This window comes from Streptomyces sp. TAA204 (assembly GCF_000424965.1).
In genome coordinates, this window is sequence record NZ_AUKW01000005.1 from 1 (window position 1) to 15,448 (window position 15,448).

General features: G+C 71.4%; 15 protein-coding genes. 2 read left to right on the forward strand and 13 right to left on the reverse strand.

The annotated features are described in order from the left end of the window. From H343_RS30095 to H343_RS0110830, 8 genes are all read right to left on the reverse strand, one after another. Positions 1 to 2,210 (reverse strand): Ig-like domain-containing protein (locus tag H343_RS30095; RefSeq protein WP_037903416.1); only part of this gene is annotated, 2,210 nt, incomplete at its 3' end. A 1,085-nt stretch (positions 2,211 to 3,295) separates the two neighbouring features. Next, positions 3,296 to 3,454: a DUF7196 family protein gene (locus H343_RS35875; RefSeq protein WP_486586860.1), complete on the reverse strand. Its 159-nt coding sequence runs from the start codon at positions 3,452 to 3,454 to the stop codon at positions 3,296 to 3,298. Positions 3,455 to 3,716: 262 nt separating this feature from the next. After that, entirely contained in the window at positions 3,717 to 4,004 is a 288-nt protein-coding gene (locus H343_RS0110800) for a hypothetical protein (protein WP_037903418.1), read from the reverse strand. 229 nt (positions 4,005 to 4,233) lie between these two features. Further along, positions 4,234 to 5,622, reverse strand: a complete 1,389-nt coding sequence (locus H343_RS30100; protein ID WP_078505403.1) for a cytochrome P450 — start codon at positions 5,620 to 5,622, stop codon at positions 4,234 to 4,236. Positions 5,623 to 6,120: 498 nt separating this feature from the next. Next, complete coding sequence (locus H343_RS35540) at positions 6,121 to 6,261, reverse strand: hypothetical protein (RefSeq protein ID WP_199778911.1); 141 nt, start codon at positions 6,259 to 6,261, stop codon at positions 6,121 to 6,123. Between the two features lie 112 nt (positions 6,262 to 6,373). Then, on the reverse strand, positions 6,374 to 7,099 hold the full coding sequence (locus tag H343_RS34155) for a dienelactone hydrolase family protein (protein WP_028431144.1): 726 nt from the start codon (positions 7,097 to 7,099) through the stop codon (positions 6,374 to 6,376). Between the two features lie 410 nt (positions 7,100 to 7,509). Beyond that, positions 7,510 to 8,292: a CbtA family protein gene (locus H343_RS0110825; protein ID WP_028431145.1), complete on the reverse strand. Its 783-nt coding sequence runs from the start codon at positions 8,290 to 8,292 to the stop codon at positions 7,510 to 7,512. A 19-nt stretch (positions 8,293 to 8,311) separates the two neighbouring features. Continuing rightward, positions 8,312 to 8,530 carry a CbtB domain-containing protein gene (locus H343_RS0110830; protein ID WP_028431146.1) on the reverse strand — a complete coding sequence of 73 codons (219 nt, stop codon included), beginning with the start codon at positions 8,528 to 8,530 and terminating at the stop codon, positions 8,312 to 8,314. A gap of 287 nt (positions 8,531 to 8,817) precedes the next feature. Here H343_RS0110830 and H343_RS0110835 point away from each other — a divergent pair, with 287 nt between their 5' ends. Then, entirely contained in the window at positions 8,818 to 9,435 is a 618-nt protein-coding gene (locus H343_RS0110835) for a histidine phosphatase family protein (protein WP_028431147.1), read from the forward strand. Positions 9,436 to 9,489: 54 nt separating this feature from the next. Here H343_RS0110835 and H343_RS0110840 read toward each other — a convergent pair whose 3' ends face one another. The 3 genes from H343_RS0110840 to H343_RS0110850 all read right to left on the reverse strand — a co-directional run bounded on the left by H343_RS0110840 (position 9,490) and on the right by H343_RS0110850 (position 12,615). Continuing rightward, entirely contained in the window at positions 9,490 to 9,945 is a 456-nt protein-coding gene (locus H343_RS0110840; protein ID WP_028431148.1) for a VOC family protein, read from the reverse strand. 83 nt (positions 9,946 to 10,028) lie between these two features. After that, positions 10,029 to 11,915 (reverse strand): Na+/H+ antiporter NhaA, encoded by a 1,887-nt coding sequence (gene nhaA / locus H343_RS0110845; protein ID WP_028431149.1) that lies wholly within the window; start codon positions 11,913 to 11,915, stop codon positions 10,029 to 10,031. A gap of 169 nt (positions 11,916 to 12,084) precedes the next feature. Then, the gene (locus H343_RS0110850) at positions 12,085 to 12,615 is read right to left on the reverse strand and encodes a TerD family protein (protein ID WP_028431150.1); all 531 of its coding nucleotides are present in this window, start codon (positions 12,613 to 12,615) and stop codon (positions 12,085 to 12,087) included. Positions 12,616 to 12,853: 238 nt separating this feature from the next. On the opposite strand from H343_RS0110850, the gene H343_RS0110855 reads away from it, so the two are divergent. Next, positions 12,854 to 13,264, forward strand: coding sequence for a DnaJ family domain-containing protein (locus H343_RS0110855; RefSeq protein WP_028431151.1), 411 nt, complete (start codon positions 12,854 to 12,856; stop codon positions 13,262 to 13,264). Positions 13,265 to 13,330: 66 nt separating this feature from the next. On the opposite strand, the gene H343_RS0110860 is transcribed toward H343_RS0110855, so the two are convergent. Both H343_RS0110860 and H343_RS30105 read right to left on the reverse strand, forming a co-directional pair. Beyond that, positions 13,331 to 13,645 (reverse strand): hypothetical protein, encoded by a 315-nt coding sequence (locus H343_RS0110860; RefSeq protein WP_028431152.1) that lies wholly within the window; start codon positions 13,643 to 13,645, stop codon positions 13,331 to 13,333. Between the two features lie 215 nt (positions 13,646 to 13,860). Beyond that, entirely contained in the window at positions 13,861 to 15,387 is a 1,527-nt protein-coding gene (locus H343_RS30105; protein WP_078505409.1) for an FAD-dependent oxidoreductase, read from the reverse strand. Positions 15,388 to 15,448: the final 61 nt, after the last annotated feature.

Consider the following 15,448-nt stretch of genomic DNA (forward strand, 5'->3'; position numbering starts at 1 on the left):
AGGGTTGTGGTGGTGAGGCAGGCTTCGCCGGTGCCGTCGAGTGCGACGGTTTGGTTGAGTCCGCCGGGTCCGGTGAAGGTGACGGTGCCGGTGGGTGTTCCGGTGCCGGGTGCGTTGGTGGTGACGACGGCGCAGACTTCGACGGATTCTCCGCAGACGGAGGGGTCGGGGTCGGCGGTGACGACGGTGGTGGTGGCTGCGGGGTTGACGGTGATGTCGGTGGTGCCTGTCGAAGTGGAGGCGCATGCGTCGCCGTTGTAGACGGCGGTGATGGTGCCGGTGGTGAGGGTTGTGGTGGTGAGGCAGGCTTCGCCGGTGCCGTCGAGTGCGACGGTCTGGTTGAGTCCGCCCGGCCCGGTGAAGGTGACGGTGCCGGTGGGGATTCCGGAGCCGGGTGCGTCGATGGTGACCACCGCGCAGACCTCGACCGTTTCCCCGCACACCGACGGGTCGGGGTCAGCGGTGACGACGGTGGTGGTGGCTGCGGGGTTGACGGTGATGTCGGTGGTGCCTGTCGAAGTGGAGGCGCATGCGTCGCCGTTGTAGACGGCTGTCACTGTCCCCGTGGCGAGGGTTGTGGAGGTGAGGCAGGCTTCGCCGGTGCCGTCCAGTGCGACGGTCTGGTTGAGTCCGCCCGGCCCGGTGAAGGTGACCGTGCCCGTGGGGATTCCCGATCCGGGTGCGTCGATGGTGACCACCGCGCAGACCTCGACCGACTCGCCACACACCGACGGGTCGGGGTCAGCGGTCACGACGGTTGTCGTTGCCGCCGGGTTGACGGTCACCGCCACGGTGTCGATCGAGCTGTTGCGGCAGGGGTCGCCGTTGTAGGTGGCGGTGATGGTGCCGGTGGCGAGCGTCGTGGTGGTGAGGCAGGCTTCGCCGGTGCCGTCGAGTGCAACGGTCTGGTTGAGTCCGCCCGGCCCGGTGAAGGTGACCGTGCCGGTGGGGATTCCCGATCCGGGTGCGTTGGTGGTGACCACCGCGCAGACCTCGACGGATTCTCCGCAGACGGAAGGGTCGGGGTCGGCGGTGACGACGGTGGTGGTGTCTGCGGGGTTGACGGTGACTGCGACGGTGTCGATCGAGCTGTTGCGGCAGGGGTCGCCGTCGTAGGTGGCGGTGACCGTTTCGGTGGTGAGGGTTGTGGTGGTGAGGCAGGCTTCGCCGGTGCCGTCGAGTGGGACGGTTTGGTTGAGTCCGCCGGGGCTGGTGAAGGTGACGGTGCCGGTGGGGATTCCGGTGCCGGGTGCGTTGGTGGTGACGACGGCGCAGACTTCGACCGACTCGCCACACACCGAGGGGTTCGGGTCGGCCGTCACCGAAGTCGTGGTGTCTGCGGGGTTGACGGTGACTGCGACGGTGTCGATCGAGCTGTTGCGGCAGGAATCGCCGTTGTAGGTGGCGGTGACCGTTTCGGTGGTGAGGGTTGTGGTGGTGAGGCAGGCTTCGCCGGTGCCGTCGAGTGGGACGGTTTGGTTGAGTCCGCCGGGGCTGGTGAAGGTGACGGTGCCGGTGGGGATTCCGGTGCCGGGTGCGTTGGTGGTGACGACGGCGCAGACTTCGACGGATTCGCCGCACACCGAGGGGTTCGGGTCGGCCGTCACCGAAGTCGTGGTGTCTGCCGGGTTGACGGTGATGTCGACGGTGTCGGCCGATCCGCCGGCGCAGTCGTCCCCGCTGTAGGTGGCGGTCACCGTTTCCGTGATGAGGGTTGTGGAGGTGAAGCAGGCTTCGCCCGTGCCGTCCAGTACGACTGGCTCGTTGAGTCCACCGGGGCTGGTGAAGGTGACCGTGCCGGTCGGGATGCCCCCTCCGGGCGGGTTGATGGTGACCACCGCGCAGATCTCGACGGATTCGCCGCACACCGAGGGGTTCGGGTCGGCCGTGACCACGGTGGTGCTGGTCGCAGCCTGGACGGTGTGGGTGTCGAGCGGGGATGAGGAGGGATCGAAGGTTCCGTCGCCGCTGTAGACGGCGATGGCCGTGTGAACGCCGACGCTCAGGTCGTCGATGGTCATCTGGGCCTGGCCGGCGCCGTCGAGCGGGACGACCACGGCGGGTCCGTCGTCACTGATGATGAAGGTGACGGTGCCGGTCGGGGTTGCTGTTTCCGGAGGTACCGGGCTCACCACAGCGGTGAAGGTGACGGTCTCACCGCAGGTTGACGGGTCCGGTGCCGAGGTTATCGAGGTGGTCGAACTGGCCATTGTGAGACGCCTTTCACGGGAATCACGGGGCGGAAGTGAGCACGTTCTCCCTCCCGGTGCGACCGGGCACGAGCAGGGTCTGCTTCGGCCGCCGACTGAATTCCGCGGAGTCGGTCGACACCACGTGGATGCCTGCGTCCCGCGGAGTTCGGTGGAAGACGGAGGAGTCAGCGCTCACCTGACGGTGTTTCAAGTAAGCGTCAGTGATCGGCTTTTGGGCCAGACGAGTGGACCCGAAAACCCCCGGTTGGCGGAGCGCATTGGGGAGTGCGGGGCGCGAATCCATGCAGACCCCGACGCCACCGGCGCACGCTCTCGAATGTCCTGAACGTGACCGGACCGCTCTCAATCCTGCTCTGTTTCAGCCAAGTCCGCAGGAGGCGCTCCCAGGGAACGCTGAACTCAGCGTGAGTGCGGGACTCTTGAAAATTCTTTGTACGCCCCGCGAGCCCTCAATGTGCGTCGCGAGTGCGCCCCTCCCGGTGGCCGGTCGCCAGCTGTCACAGCTGTGTGCGGGAACAACTCGGCCGTTGCCGTCTCCGTTTGTACGGAGCGCTTGAACTTCCCCTGGCTTGCGAGCCGGAGTCACACTTCGTGAAGACGGTCCCGCCGCGCCTTCTTCTTCCCGTCAAGCGTTACGTTCGCGAGCGGGGGCGTATTCGGAATGTCCGGGGCGCTGCCAGTTCGCGCCTCTTCTGCGCCCCCGCGGACGGAATCAGGAAGACCCCGATAGAAGGCATCGATTCAGCAAAGTAATCATATGGAATGAGTGCTTGCGTCGGAATGCGTGGGGCCCGGAGCGGAGCCGGAGGACTTGAGGGCGGCCCTGCGGAAGCGGCGCGGAGGGGCGGAGGGCGCGGACGGGCAAGGCGCGCTCAAGCGGGGGAGTGGCGGTGGGGACGGTTACCTTGCGGGCGCCCTGTCCGGCCGCACAGGCAGCCGGCGTGCAGCGGTGCTGCACGCCGGCGGGAGTCTGCGAGCTTCTCCGGTTGTCTATTGCCCGGTGTCGGTGTCCGGTCAGTGGCCCGTGTGCGGGGTCCGTGATCCGGAGGGTGGGGCCGGGAGTGTCAACTCCACCTCGGCGCTCACTGGTTGACGGCCACTATCCTTCCGCCGTTCCCCAGGCGCCTCTTTGCGGCGTGGGCCTCCTGCAGGGTCGCGTAGTCGCGGGTGCCCCCGTTCGGCAGAATCAGCCGGTACACGGTGACGGTCCGGCGGGAACGTCCGCCGCAATTGCATCCCATCGTGTCTTCCTCCTTGGGGCCCGGGCCTGCTGTAGTCGGCCGGAGAACCCGCCGATGCCGTGGCCCTCGTCGTAATGGGGCTCGTGGTCCGCCGGTCCCGCGCCGCGTTCCCGGCGGCTGACTTGGGAGGAGCGGCGGAATGCTGCCGTGTACCGTGGGGGTGGGTTGCCTCCCCGCTTCCCGGAATCATTGTCCCCGGGCCGGCGGTTCCCGACACCCGTGGAATTTCTGCCCTGTTCGGAAGCCGGTGTTTCCGTGCTGGTCAGTCGAGCCAGTTGGACGCGACACCGCAGAGATAGGACAGGGAAAGAACCATCGCGACGGTCTGGAAGGCGACCGTGTGCCCGGTCAGATGGGCTACGGGAACAACGGCGGCGGCCACCCAGATGCTGGTGCACCAGCTGCAGGTGACGACATAGGCCAATTTGGAGTCGTCGCCGAACCGTTCGGCCGTCCAGGACCGGAATCCGGCGGCGAGCGTGTCCTTCGCTATGAATCGGGTGATGCGGCACGTGATGCCGAGCGCGAGAAGAAACACCACCACAGTCATGGGATTCATCGTACGGCGGACCGGTGCCGGGAACAGCCCTGTGATGCCTCTTTCCGGCGTGCCGAGTGGTGGTGCGCGGGGCAGAACCGCGCCTGCCGGAACCCCGTGACCCCGAATTCACCACCCGGAGCTTTTTGCACGCCCCCTTCGCCGCCCGCTTCCGCCCCGCCGCCCGGCACGTGCCGGAGGAGGGACGGCTCCCCCGGCACGCGGGCCCGACGCGGTGCACTCACGCGCCGCCGGCGGTCACCTCGGTTTCGGAGGCCACCGGGACCTGCGGCCCGTCCTCGTAGGCGCCGGTGCTGCCACCCGTGTGCAGGCCGGTGCCACGGCCGGCGGTGAAGGGCAGCGAGCGGATGCGGTTGTCGAAGTTGGAGGGCACGAACTCCGGCTGTCCCGCCGCGCGCATCCCGATGTCCTCGCTGAGAAGCACCTTGAAGAGCGCCTTCAGCTCCTGCCGGGCGAGGTGCGCACCGAGGCAGTAGTGCGGCCCGCCGCCGCCGTAGCCGAGGTGCGGGTTGGGGCTGCGGGTGATGTCGAAGGTGCCGGGTTCGGTGAAGACGGCCTCGTCGCGGTTGGCGGACGCGTAGAAGAGCGCCACGGTCTCGCCCTGGCGCAGCGTCCGTCCGCCCACGGCGTGGTCGCATGTCAGCGTGCGCTTGAACTGGATGATGGGCGTGGAGCACCGCACGATCTCGTCCACGGCCGTCTCCGCGTACGTCTCGAAGTCGCCCGCCCACAGGGCGCGTTGCTCCGGGTGGGCGCTGAGCAGCGCGAGACCGTGCGAGATGGCGTTGCGGGTGGTCTCCACACCCGCGACCATCAGCAGCGTGAAGAACGCGCCCAGTTGGCGGTTTCCCAGGCACTGGCCGTCCACGTCGGCGCTGACGAGGGCGGAGACGAGGTCGTTGGTGGGCCGCCGTCGTCGTTCGCGGGCGAGCGTGGCGATCATGACGTGCATACGGGCCAGGGCGCGCAGCCCTTTTCCGGGGATGCGGAACTTCGCGCCCGCGCCCCGCCGTACGCCGATGTTCTCCGAGGCGTCGTTGAGCTGGTCGAGAATGCGCGGACGGTGCCGTTCGGGGATGCCCATCATGTCGCACACCACTTCGAAGGGCACGCGGGAGGCAACGGCCGTCACGAACTCGCGGGAGGGCTGCCTCAGCGCGTCCTCGACGACCCGGGCGGCCACCTCCTCGATGTTCTTCTCGGCGTCGGCGAGCAGCCGGGGGCTGAAGGCCCGCGAGACGATCTTCCGGAGCTGGGCGTGTTCCCGTCCGTCGAGGTTGACCATGGATTTCCCGAAGAGTGTCTGTACCCAGCGCGCGGGCTGCGGCGTGGTGACTCCGGGGGCGCTGGCGAAGACGGCGGGGTTGCGGCTGGCCTCGCGCACGTCCTCGTGCCGGACCAGCGCGTAGAAGCCCTGTGGCTGCCCCCGGCGCCAGGTGTGCGGCGGGGGGGAGCAGAAGACGGGCTCCCGTCGGCGGCGCAGCGTCGCGAAGGCTTCCAGGCGCTGCTCGTGCGGGAGCTGCCAGAAGCGGGGGTCGGCGGGGTTGGCCTCGGGCGGCAGGCCCTCACCGTGCGGGGCGGACTGGGCGGGCTGGGCGGGCAGTGGCATGGTCCCTCTCCTGTGTTCGTCGGCTGTCTCCCGGCCGGCCGGTGCCACCGATGCCGGGCGTCGCCCCGTTCACGGTGTGCCCGGCCCCGGACGAGGGCCCGGACGCCCTGGCCGTACGTGCGTACCGCGTGCGTTACGTGGTGCGTGCACGTGCTCGCGTACGTCCGTGCGCGGCCCCGGCGAGGCGGTGAGTCTCCATGTGCAGCTTGGGCCGCCCCGGACCTCAGGCGGTGTCCGCCACACCGCAGCGACCCGTACGGACGGTCCCGCCGCGCCGCCGGTGGGTGCACAGTTGTCCGCACCTCCGGTCCCGCCGCGTCCGCGTTACAACGACGGCGGAGAGATGGTCCACATCGCCGTCGGGGAGGAAACCGCCTTCTGGGACCGGGCAGCGGTGGAGACGCTGCGGCACTCCGGCGTCCGCAACGAGGAACGTGCGAGCCCACCTGAGCATCCGCCAGTACCGGCGGCCCTGTGGCGAGGTCATCGCGATGCTGGTCATCGCTCCTTCTGCGACGCAGGACGCGGGCCGGGGCCGAAGGCCGGGTCGGTGAGATCGAGGGAACCGACCTCACCCTCGCTCACCTCCGCGCGAAGCGCGACGAGACCCAGCGCCGAGCTCGGCGACCAGCCCTCCATCTCGGCATCCCCGTACGCCGCCGTCCGCAGGAGTCCGAATGACGTTCCCCAGGGCGATGCCCTGAAGCAAGAGCTGTCAGAGCCTGTGAACAAATCCCTAAGTCTGCCCGGGTCACTCCGCTATGGGCAGGCACTCGGCGAGCAGGTCGACGACGTCCCGCCAAGCTCGCCGCGCGTGCTGAGGGTGATGACCGACCCCGGGAAGCGCGCTGTGGTCGACCGGTGGGTGATGGAAGGCGTGCAAGGCGCCACCGTAGACCACGAGGCGCCAGTCGACGCCCGCAGCCTGCATCTCGGCGGTGAATGCGTCCCGTTGCGCGGGCGGCATGATCGGGTCTTCCGACCCGACCCCGGCCCACACCGGGCAGTGAATGCGCGCCGTCTCGCCCGGTCGGCCCGTGATCAGTCCGTTGACTGTCGCGATCGCGCGCAGGTCGACGCCGTCGCGCCCGAGTTCCAGCGCGATTGCGCCCCCGGTGCCGTAGCCGACGGCGGCGATCCGTCCCGGGGCGGTCCGCGGCTCGGCGCGGAGCACGTCGAGCGCCGCGTGGCCGATGCCTCGCATCCGGCCGGGGTCGGCGAGCAGCGGCTTGCAACGGGCCAACATCTCCTCCGGGTCGCCCAAGTAGCGCCCGCCGTGGAGGTCGAAGGCCAGCGCCACGTATCCCAGCTCGGCGAGCGCATCGGCCCGGCGGCGCTCGACGTCGCTGAGCCCCACCCCCTCGGGCCCGACCAGGACCGCGGGCCGGCAGTCGGCACCGGCCGGGAGCGCGAGGTGCCCGGTCATCGTCAGGCCGTCGGCCGCGTATTCGATCGTGCGCGTTGTAACTGTCGTCATGAGCCTGGACAGTAGTGATCGCCGAGCCCGGCCGGGCCGGTGTTCTGCCGCCGGCAGAAGAGCCCCGGCCGAGGAGTCCCAGTGCACGGTGAACGGAGTGGTCGCACCCCGGCCGCCTCTCGGACAGTCGTGCGGAGAGTCCAGGTTCCAGCCGGAGTATCCACCGGGCCTGTTGGCGGCCTCACCGATCGCGCGGTAGAGGCGGTAGAGGGTGTCCCGGTCAACGGCATGCCGGCCGTCGAAGGTGAACACCTGGCCTGCGGGGGCATCGGGCTTCCCCCGGCGTTGGCACTCCGCCGCGGCGTCCGCCGTTCTCCGTGACACCGCCGCCGTGCGGGAACACCGACGGCCGCTGCCGTGCGGCCCGTTCGACGGACCGCACGGCAGCGGTGAGGGGACGGGCTGTACGGCTACGGCGTGCCGGCGGGCGCCGCCGCGGCGGGCTCCTGCGAACCGCGCCGTGTCCTGGACCCCAGCGCTCGCTCGGCGAGATGACCGAAGGTCAGGCCGAACGCGGCCCACAGTACGAGCTGGACCGCGAGCGTCGAGATCCTGAACCGCCACAGCAGCATCCCCGGGAAGCCCTCGGGGAGTTCACTGAGGGAGGGCAGGAAGGCGTAGGCGAGGCCGACGGCGGCGGCGAAGCCGAGCCCGGCGGCGACGCTCGCGTTCCAGTTGCCCAGCCGCGACGCCATGCGTCTGCCCGCGATCGTGGCGGCGACCGCCAGCAGCACGCTCAGCAGCACCATGAGGAAGAACAGAGCGGTGCGTTGGTCGAGGCTGGCGGGGTCGCCCACGGACGGCGGGTTGGCGGGGTACTTCAGGAACGGCACGAGGTAGACGCTCACGAAGGCGGCGCCCGCCAGCAGCGCCGCCGTGGCACGCGGGCCGAAACGGCCCACCCGCCCCAGGGCGAAGCTGAAGGCCAGCGCGGCGATACCGCCCACGGCCACGCCGTAGACCAGGACGCCCGTGGCCAGTCCGGCCGTCGACTGCGTGGAGCGGCTGACGACCGCCTCCTCCTCGTGCCCGTGCCCGCTTGCGTGTTCGTGTGCCTGGGCCTCCTCGTAGGCGATGGCGGCGTCGATGTGCGGTTCGCCCAGCGACCAGGCGACCGCGAGGGCGAACACGCCGGCGACGAGACCGGCGAGCATGCCGCGCACGAGGAGGGTTCTCACAGTGGCGGAGTTCATGGTGTGTATCCCCCCGCGCTCAGTGGCAGGGGAAGCCGAGCAGGTGGCGTCCGTCGTGGACCCACTCGTGCACGCCGGTGCCCGCGAAGAGGGAGGTGGCTCCCTGCTCGGCGCCGACGAAGTAGAGCATGACCAGCATCACGAGTCCGAAGAAGAACGCCCACGGCAGGATCGCCTTCACCGGCAGCGTTGCCGGGACTGCGGTGCCGGTGTTCGGCGGGGCGATGGACTGTGCCATGGCAAAGACCTCCTGGTGGGAACTCGCGTCCCTGTCGGTGGAGCCCGTGACGGCACAGCGGGTCTGACTCGCCCCGCCCGTACGCTGCGCACGGCAGCGGACCGAAGGGGGCATACAGTGGCGCGACCGCGCCGGGATCTCACCGGCTTCCGCCCTGCCGTCGTCGATACCAGCGGAAGGTATCGCGACACCACCTGCCGGGCCAAGGCCGCACGGCGGGCCGCAGGAGCCGAGCAGTGACCAACTCCCGTACGGAACGTGGCCGTTCACGGGTCCAGGAGAGGCTGATGACCACCCGAGTGACTTTGATCTCGCCCGCCCGCAGTGAGGCACTCGACGAGGTCCGCTTCGAGGACGGCGGGCCGCTGACACCGGCGGGGGAGCGGACGGCACGGTCCGCCGCGGGCGAACTGCCGGCCGGCGCACGCAATTTCGCCTCGCCCTCCGAGCGCTGCGCGCAGACGGCCCGGGCTCTGGGCCTGCGGGACGTGGCCACCGCGGGCGCCGCCGCGGGCTGTGCCATGGGCCGCTGGCGGGGACGGACCCTGGAGGAGGTCACGGCCCGCGAACCGGAGGGCGTCGCCCGGTGGCTGTCCGACCCCGGCAGCGCGCCGCACGGCGGTGAGTCCGTGGGGCAGTTGGTGGCCCGGACTGCGCGGTGGCTGGCTGAACTGGCTGAGGGCTCCGGGCCGGTGGTGGCCGTCGTGGAACCGGATGTCGTACGGGCAGCGGTGGTGTGCGCCCTGGACGCACCGGCGCGGGGCCTGTGGCGGGTGGACGTGGAACCGCTGACGGCGACCCGGCTCAGCGGCAGGTCCGACCGGTGGAACCTGCGGCCGGGAACGGGACTCGGGCGTGCGGGAGGCGGAGGTGCCGGAGGCGGGAGCGGCGGGAGCGGTGTCTGACAACGGCGTCCCGCCGCCCGGCTGTTACGGCCCGGGCTGTTACCGCCCGGGCCGTCACCGTTCCGCCGGGGCGGGAGGGTCGGCGAACACGCCCTCCAGCATCCCCGTCGCCTGCCCCACCTCGATGAGGTAGCCGTCGGGATCCCGTACGTAGCAGCGCAGTTCGGCCTTGCGGTCGATGGGCGGGGTGAGGAACTCGGCGCCCCGGGCGCTCCATTCGCGGTGGCACTCCGCGATGTCGGCCACGCGGATGTTGAGGAAGGCCGACGCGGTGGCGGGGTCCTCGGGCGGGCGCAGCGTCACCCCCGGCTTGTCGGGGGTGGGGCCGCCGCCGGGATTCATGATGATCCAGCCGTTGGCGAGGGCGACGATGCACGGGTTCTCCTCCAGCACCACCGTGCCGCCCAGGACGTCCGCGTAGAACGCGCGGGAGCGGGCCACGTCCCGCACGGTGAGGAAGTGGGTGAGGAGCAGGCCCGTCGGCGGTGCGGGCAGGTCGTCTCGGTGCACGTTCTCTCCCAGCTTCGGTCTCTCCGGGCGCTTGACGTGCCGAGCGTATGCGGCGTTCGTCCCGGTACGTTCCGTAACACGCCTCAGTGCCCCAGGTGGGCCCGTACCCTGGCCGCCCGCACGGCCCGGTGCAGGCTCTCGCGGTCGTAGGCGCCCCGGTGCCAGCGGCCGTTGATGAAGAACGTGGGCGTGCCGGATGCACCGCTCTCCTCGGCGGAGGCGAGGTCCTCGGCGATACGGTCCGCGCCGGACTGGGCGCGCAGGGCCTCCCGGAAGCGGTCGGTGTCCAGCCCGATCAGCTCCGCCTGCCGTGTCAGCTCCGTCACGCGCAGGTCGTCCTGGTGCTCCAGCATCCATTCGTGCATCGCCCAGAAGGCGCCCTGAGCGGCGGCTGCCTCGGCTGCCTCCGCGGCCAGCTGCGCCTGCGGGTGCACATCGGTCAGCGGCAGATGACGCCAGACGTGGCGGACGTCGTCCTCACCGAGCAGCAGGTCACGGATGACGGGCTCGGCGCCGCCGCAGTAGGGGCACTGGTAGTCGCCGTACTCCAGGACCGTGACGGCCGCGTCCTCGGGACCGCGCACGTGGTCGCGCTCGTCGTCGACCACGGCGGTGAGGTCGACGACCGGGTCGGAGGTGCCCAGCATGGCCCGTCCCTTCACATTGTGCGGCAGTCGCGCCGCCGCCCGGGCCAGGGCCCAGGTCACGGCGGACGCGCACACCGCGGCGCTGAGCACTCCGACCTTCGCCTCCTCCAACTCCTCTCCCTCGAAAGCCTTTCCGGCGATCAGCAGCGAGACGGTGAAGCCGATGCCGGCGATCGTCCCGCCGCCCGCGGCCGCGACCCAGCCCACGGGAGGGCGGAGCCGGCCGTTGCTGAGACGGGTCACCAGCCAGGAGAACCCGAGGAGCCCCAGAGGCTTGCCCACGAGGAAGGCCACGAGGATGCCGAGGGTCAAGGGCGAGGTGAAGGCGCGGGAGAGCAACTCCGAGGTGAAGTGCACGCCCACGTTGGCCAGGGCGAACAGCGGCACGACCACATAGCCCGCCCAGGGGTGGAACACCTCCAGAAGCCGTTCGTTCGGGGAGATGGCCGAACGCAGTCCCACCCGCACGGTGCGGGCCAGTTCCCCGGTGGGCTGCTCGCGGAAGAGTCTGAACAGGCCGCTCGCCCGCTCCAGATCGTCCCGGGCGGCTGGATAGGCGTACGTCAGCAGCCCCAGCAGCAGTCCGGTGACGACCGGGTCGACACCGGACTCCAGCAACGCCACCCACAGGGCGACGCCCAGCACGGCGTAGACGGTCCCGGAGGAGACCCCCGCGGCACGGACCGCCAGCACCGCGGCGAGGACGCCCAAGGCGCTCAACAGCGGCCCGCCGTCGATCTCTTCGCTGTACACGAGGGCGATCACCACGAGGGCGACGGCGTCGTCGGCGATGGTGAAGGTCAGTACGAAAGCCCGCAGCCGCCGTGGGAAGCGCGGCCCGACCAGGGCGAGCATGCCCAGGGCGAAGGCCGTGTCCGTCGACATCGCCGTGCCCCAGCCCTGAGCGGAGGGCTGCCCGGCGTTGATCGCGAGATACAGGCCGACCGGGACGATCATCGCGCCGACACCGGCGAGGGCCGGCAGGGTCACGCGGCGGCGCTCCCGCAGATCGCCCATGTCGAACTCGCGCCGCGCCTCGAGCCCGACGACGAAGAAGAAGAACGTCATCAGACCGCTGTTGACCCACTCGTGCAGCTCCAGCGAGATCTGCCCGTCCGCCACACCCAGATACAGATGTGCGGCCCACAGGCGCTCGTACGAGCCCGGGTCGGTGTTGGCCCAGACGAGCGCAGCGAGCGAGGCCGCCAGGAGTACCCCGGCGCTGCCGGTCTCCGTGCGCAGGAAGCGGCGCAGCGGCCCCTGAAGGTTCGCCCAGGCTGTCCGGCCGGTCAGTTGAGTGCGGGGCCCCTGGGACTCGGTCATTGCGCAAGTCTGTCCCAGGAGCGGAGCGCGTCCCGGGACCGGCGGCGTGCGTCGGGGGCAGGGCCGCACGTACGGACGCAGGAACGCGCGCACGTGCGGCCCGGGATGCTGTGCGGCCCCCGGAACGCCTTGCGGCGGGCGCGTCCGCACGGGGGACGCGCCCGGGGGGTCAGGAGCGCTTCCCGCCCATCACGGACGCGAAGGTCTCCGGCTCGGTGTCGAACCCGCGCACGTCCGCGCGGAATTCCCACGCACCCGAGTCGGTCCGGGTGAACTCCGCGACGGTGGCGGCCGTGGCGTCCGCGACGCCGGCGAAGTCGTCCTCCGCCAGCGCCGTGTAGCCCTCGGAGACCGAGACGGAGGTGTTCGGTATGTCGCGGAACGTCTTGCGGCCCCCGCCCTGCTGGACGGCCACGCCCACGACGACACGCACGTAGGAGGAGGCAAGCCGCTCCAGCTCCAGGGTCATCTCCTCGTCGGCGCCGAAGCCCTGGCCCGTGCGGCTGTCCCGGTTGAGGATGATGGTGCCGTCGGGGGCGCGGCTGTCGAAGTGGACGAGGTACGCGGGTTCTCCGTAGGGGTCGTCGGCCGTGTACGTGCCGGCGATGATGTCGAGATCGTGCACCGGCGCACCGAGGGGACTCGGGTCCCACTTGAGTGCAACGTCGACTTTGCTGAGTCCCTTGTTGAGACTGCTCACAGACTTCCCTTCCTCGGGTGGGCTGTGGCGGGAAGCGACCGCGCTCACCTCTCAACTGTACTGCCGCAGGATTGACTTGACATGCCGTCAGAAAAGCGGGGGCGAGGTCCGCGCGACCGTCTCCCGCGCTCGTCGTCCGGGGGCGGGGCGGCCCCGTGCGGAACCCGCCGGCGCCCGCTGCGCCCGGTGGCCCCGGCGCGGCCTGTCGGCATCGCCGGGGCCGGGGGACAATGGACTCATGACCGAACGGAAACCGCCGGGAGTCACCTTCGAGTCGTGGGCCGACAGGCAGATCCGCGAGGCCGAGGAGCGCGGCGCCTTCGCCGGTCTCCCCGGCGCGGGCAAGCCCCTGCGCGACGCGGACGCACCCTACGACGAGACATGGTGGCTGAAGCGGAAGATGCGCGAGGAGGGCCTGTCCCACCTGCCGCCCACCCTCGCCCTGCGCAAGGAGGCGCAGGACGCGCTCGCCGCGGCCCTCCGCGCCCCCACGGAGCGTCAGGTCCGGCGGATCGTCACGCAGATCAACGACAAGATCCGCGAGGCGATCCGCCGTCCCATGTCCGGCCCGCCGCTCAATCTGGCGCCCTACGACGTGGAAGACGTCGTCGCCGAGTGGCGCGAGCGGGGCGGGAGCCGGGAGGGCTGACGGCCGGGTGCCGCCCTTACTGCGCGGACCGGCACCGCCGAGGCCCTGCCCCGCCCCCGCACACTGTCAGGGCAGCAGTGAACGCACCAGGCCGCACGTCGTGTTGGACGGCGGGTGGACGCCGATGCGGGCCGCCGTGCGCCGTATCGTGCGGTTGCGGGCCTGTGCCGGGGTGTAGACGCCGGAGTCGAGCAGGGCGACGGCTATGCGCATCGCCTTGAGCCGGCGGTTGTGGGAGACGTACCACTCCCGGGGGCGGCCGGCGGGCAACGGCTTCTTCCCCGGCGGCACCCGTACCGCCGCCGGAGCAGCGGGAGCCGAGGCGGCCGGGGGCGCCGGGGAGAGCGGAAGCGGGGTCTTCAGGGTGCTGGCTGCGGTCATCGGCGACCTCCATGAGCGTCGTGAATCCGCCTGGACTCTGCACCAGGATTCTGCTTCTCAGAATACCCGCCGGCACTGACAATCGAACGGCCTGCGTCGCAGGTGGTGAAGGGAATCGAGAGGATACTGTTCGAATTCTCCGCCGGTGTTCGGGAGGCCCCGTCCCGGCCTTTTCCCGGCCCCCCGCGGCCGTCCCGGCCCCGCCCCGCGCGCCCTCAGGCCGCCACACGAAGGGGGCGGTCCGCCGCCGGCACCGGCAGCCCGAAGTCGCGCAGGACCTCGGCCGCTGCCCGCCGCCCCGAGACCAGCGCTCCCTGAGCGGTGCTCGTGTCGCGGTGCTCGCCGCACACGTACAGCCCGGACAGCAGCCGCACCGGACGCCGCATGTCGTGCGGTGCCGGCATCGCTGGCACCGCACGCGGCTCGTGGTGGGCGGCGACCAGGCTCCAGCGGTCGGCCGGGAAGCCGTGCAGCGTGCCCAGTTGAGGCCGGGAGGCCTTGTCCAGGACGGTGACGGGATCGCTCGCCGCCCCGCCCAGGACCACCGAGGTGACCAGCGCTCCTCCCGGCCGCGCCCGCGCCGGGTCGACGGCGGAGGCGGCCCACGTGTGCGAGACGGGCCCTGACCGCTGCGCGTCCCCGTCCACCAGCAGCGACGGCGACAGGGGCAGCGGTTCGTCGATGGCGTGGTGCAGGACCGTCATGGGATGGAAGCCGGGTACCCGCAGCCCGGGGAGGAGTTCACCGGCGTCCGCGGCGTCGGTGGCGACGACGACGGCCCGGCACGCGAGAGTCCCGTGGTGCCGGGTCGTCACGGCGTTCGTGGTGACGGACACCGCCTGGACACCGGTGCGTATCGTGCCCGCCGGCAGCCCGGCCGCCAGCAGTCCGGGCACCGCCGCCATGCCGCCCGCCGGGAGCGCGCAGCCTTCCCTCACGAACCCGCGCAGCGCGAGGTCGGCGACCCGGCTGGAGGTGGTCAGCGCGGGGTCGGAGAGCAGCGCGACCAGCAGCGGGCGTACGAGCGAGCCGACCGTACGGGCGGGCAGGCCGCGAGCGGAGAGGGCCTGGGCGGCGGGGAGTTCGGTACGGGCGAGCAGCCGCTCGGAGGGGATGGCGGCGAAACGGGCCAGGCTGTTGCGCAGCCGCGCCAGGTCCAGCGCGCCCGTCATCGCGGCGCGGCTGCGGACACTGGTGAGGGCGCGCGCTGTGGTGAGTGCGCCCCTCGTGCGCCGTCGGTCGGTCCGCTCGCCGTGCCGGGCGCCGTGGCCCGTCCCCTGCCCCGCGCCAGTGGCGGGCCCCGTGCCGGTCCCCTCCGTGCCGCCGGGACGGGCGGTGCGTCCGGGGCGTGGGCCGACGCGGGCGGAGTCGCCGATCCGGTGCGTACGCCCGTCGGCCCTCAGCAGCGCCCCCGGCGTGAAATGCCGCAGCTCGAGCGCGTCCAGGGCGGGCAGCCGCCGCAGCTCCGGCCAGTCGGGGCACAGCAGCCTTCCGCTGAGGTCGAGCAGATAGCCGTCGACCGACTCGGTGGCCATCCGGCCACCCACCCGCGAGGCCGCCTCCAGCACGGTGACCTGCACTCCGGCGGCCGTCAGATGGTGAGCGGCGGCGAGACCCGCGAGTCCTGAGCCGATGACGACGACATCGGCGTCCGGTGTCGGCGTACGGCCGGAGCGTGCTGAGTCGCTGGGGCGCACGATGCCTCCCGTGGTCGGCGCGCGGTGCGGGGCCGTACTTGCCATCCTCCTCCCCGAACCGGCGCGGGTGAAGCGTGAGGTTCAGGACTCTACGCAGCTGCCCGGA

Bases quoted from the DNA above. Each gene is read 5' to 3' on its own strand.
- H343_RS30105 (WP_078505409.1), bottom strand. From the start codon at position 15,387: ATGGCAAGTACGGCCCCGCACCGCGCGCCGACCACGGGAGGCATCGTG.
- H343_RS0110835 (WP_028431147.1), top strand. From the start codon at position 8,818: ATGACCACCCGAGTGACTTTGATCTCGCCCGCCCGCAGTGAGGCACTC.
- H343_RS35540 (WP_199778911.1), bottom strand. From the start codon at position 6,261: ATGGAGGGCTGGTCGCCGAGCTCGGCGCTGGGTCTCGTCGCGCTTCGC.
- H343_RS34155 (WP_028431144.1), bottom strand. From the start codon at position 7,099: ATGACGACAGTTACAACGCGCACGATCGAATACGCGGCCGACGGCCTG.
- H343_RS0110800 (WP_037903418.1), bottom strand. From the start codon at position 4,004: ATGACTGTGGTGGTGTTTCTTCTCGCGCTCGGCATCACGTGCCGCATC.
- H343_RS0110825 (WP_028431145.1), bottom strand. From the start codon at position 8,292: ATGAACTCCGCCACTGTGAGAACCCTCCTCGTGCGCGGCATGCTCGCC.
- H343_RS0110855 (WP_028431151.1), top strand. From the start codon at position 12,854: ATGACCGAACGGAAACCGCCGGGAGTCACCTTCGAGTCGTGGGCCGAC.
- H343_RS30100 (WP_078505403.1), bottom strand. From the start codon at position 5,622: ATGCCACTGCCCGCCCAGCCCGCCCAGTCCGCCCCGCACGGTGAGGGC.
- H343_RS35875 (WP_486586860.1), bottom strand. From the start codon at position 3,454: ATGGGATGCAATTGCGGCGGACGTTCCCGCCGGACCGTCACCGTGTAC.
- nhaA (WP_028431149.1), bottom strand. From the start codon at position 11,915: ATGACCGAGTCCCAGGGGCCCCGCACTCAACTGACCGGCCGGACAGCC.
- H343_RS0110860 (WP_028431152.1), bottom strand. From the start codon at position 13,645: ATGACCGCAGCCAGCACCCTGAAGACCCCGCTTCCGCTCTCCCCGGCG.
- H343_RS0110830 (WP_028431146.1), bottom strand. From the start codon at position 8,530: ATGGCACAGTCCATCGCCCCGCCGAACACCGGCACCGCAGTCCCGGCA.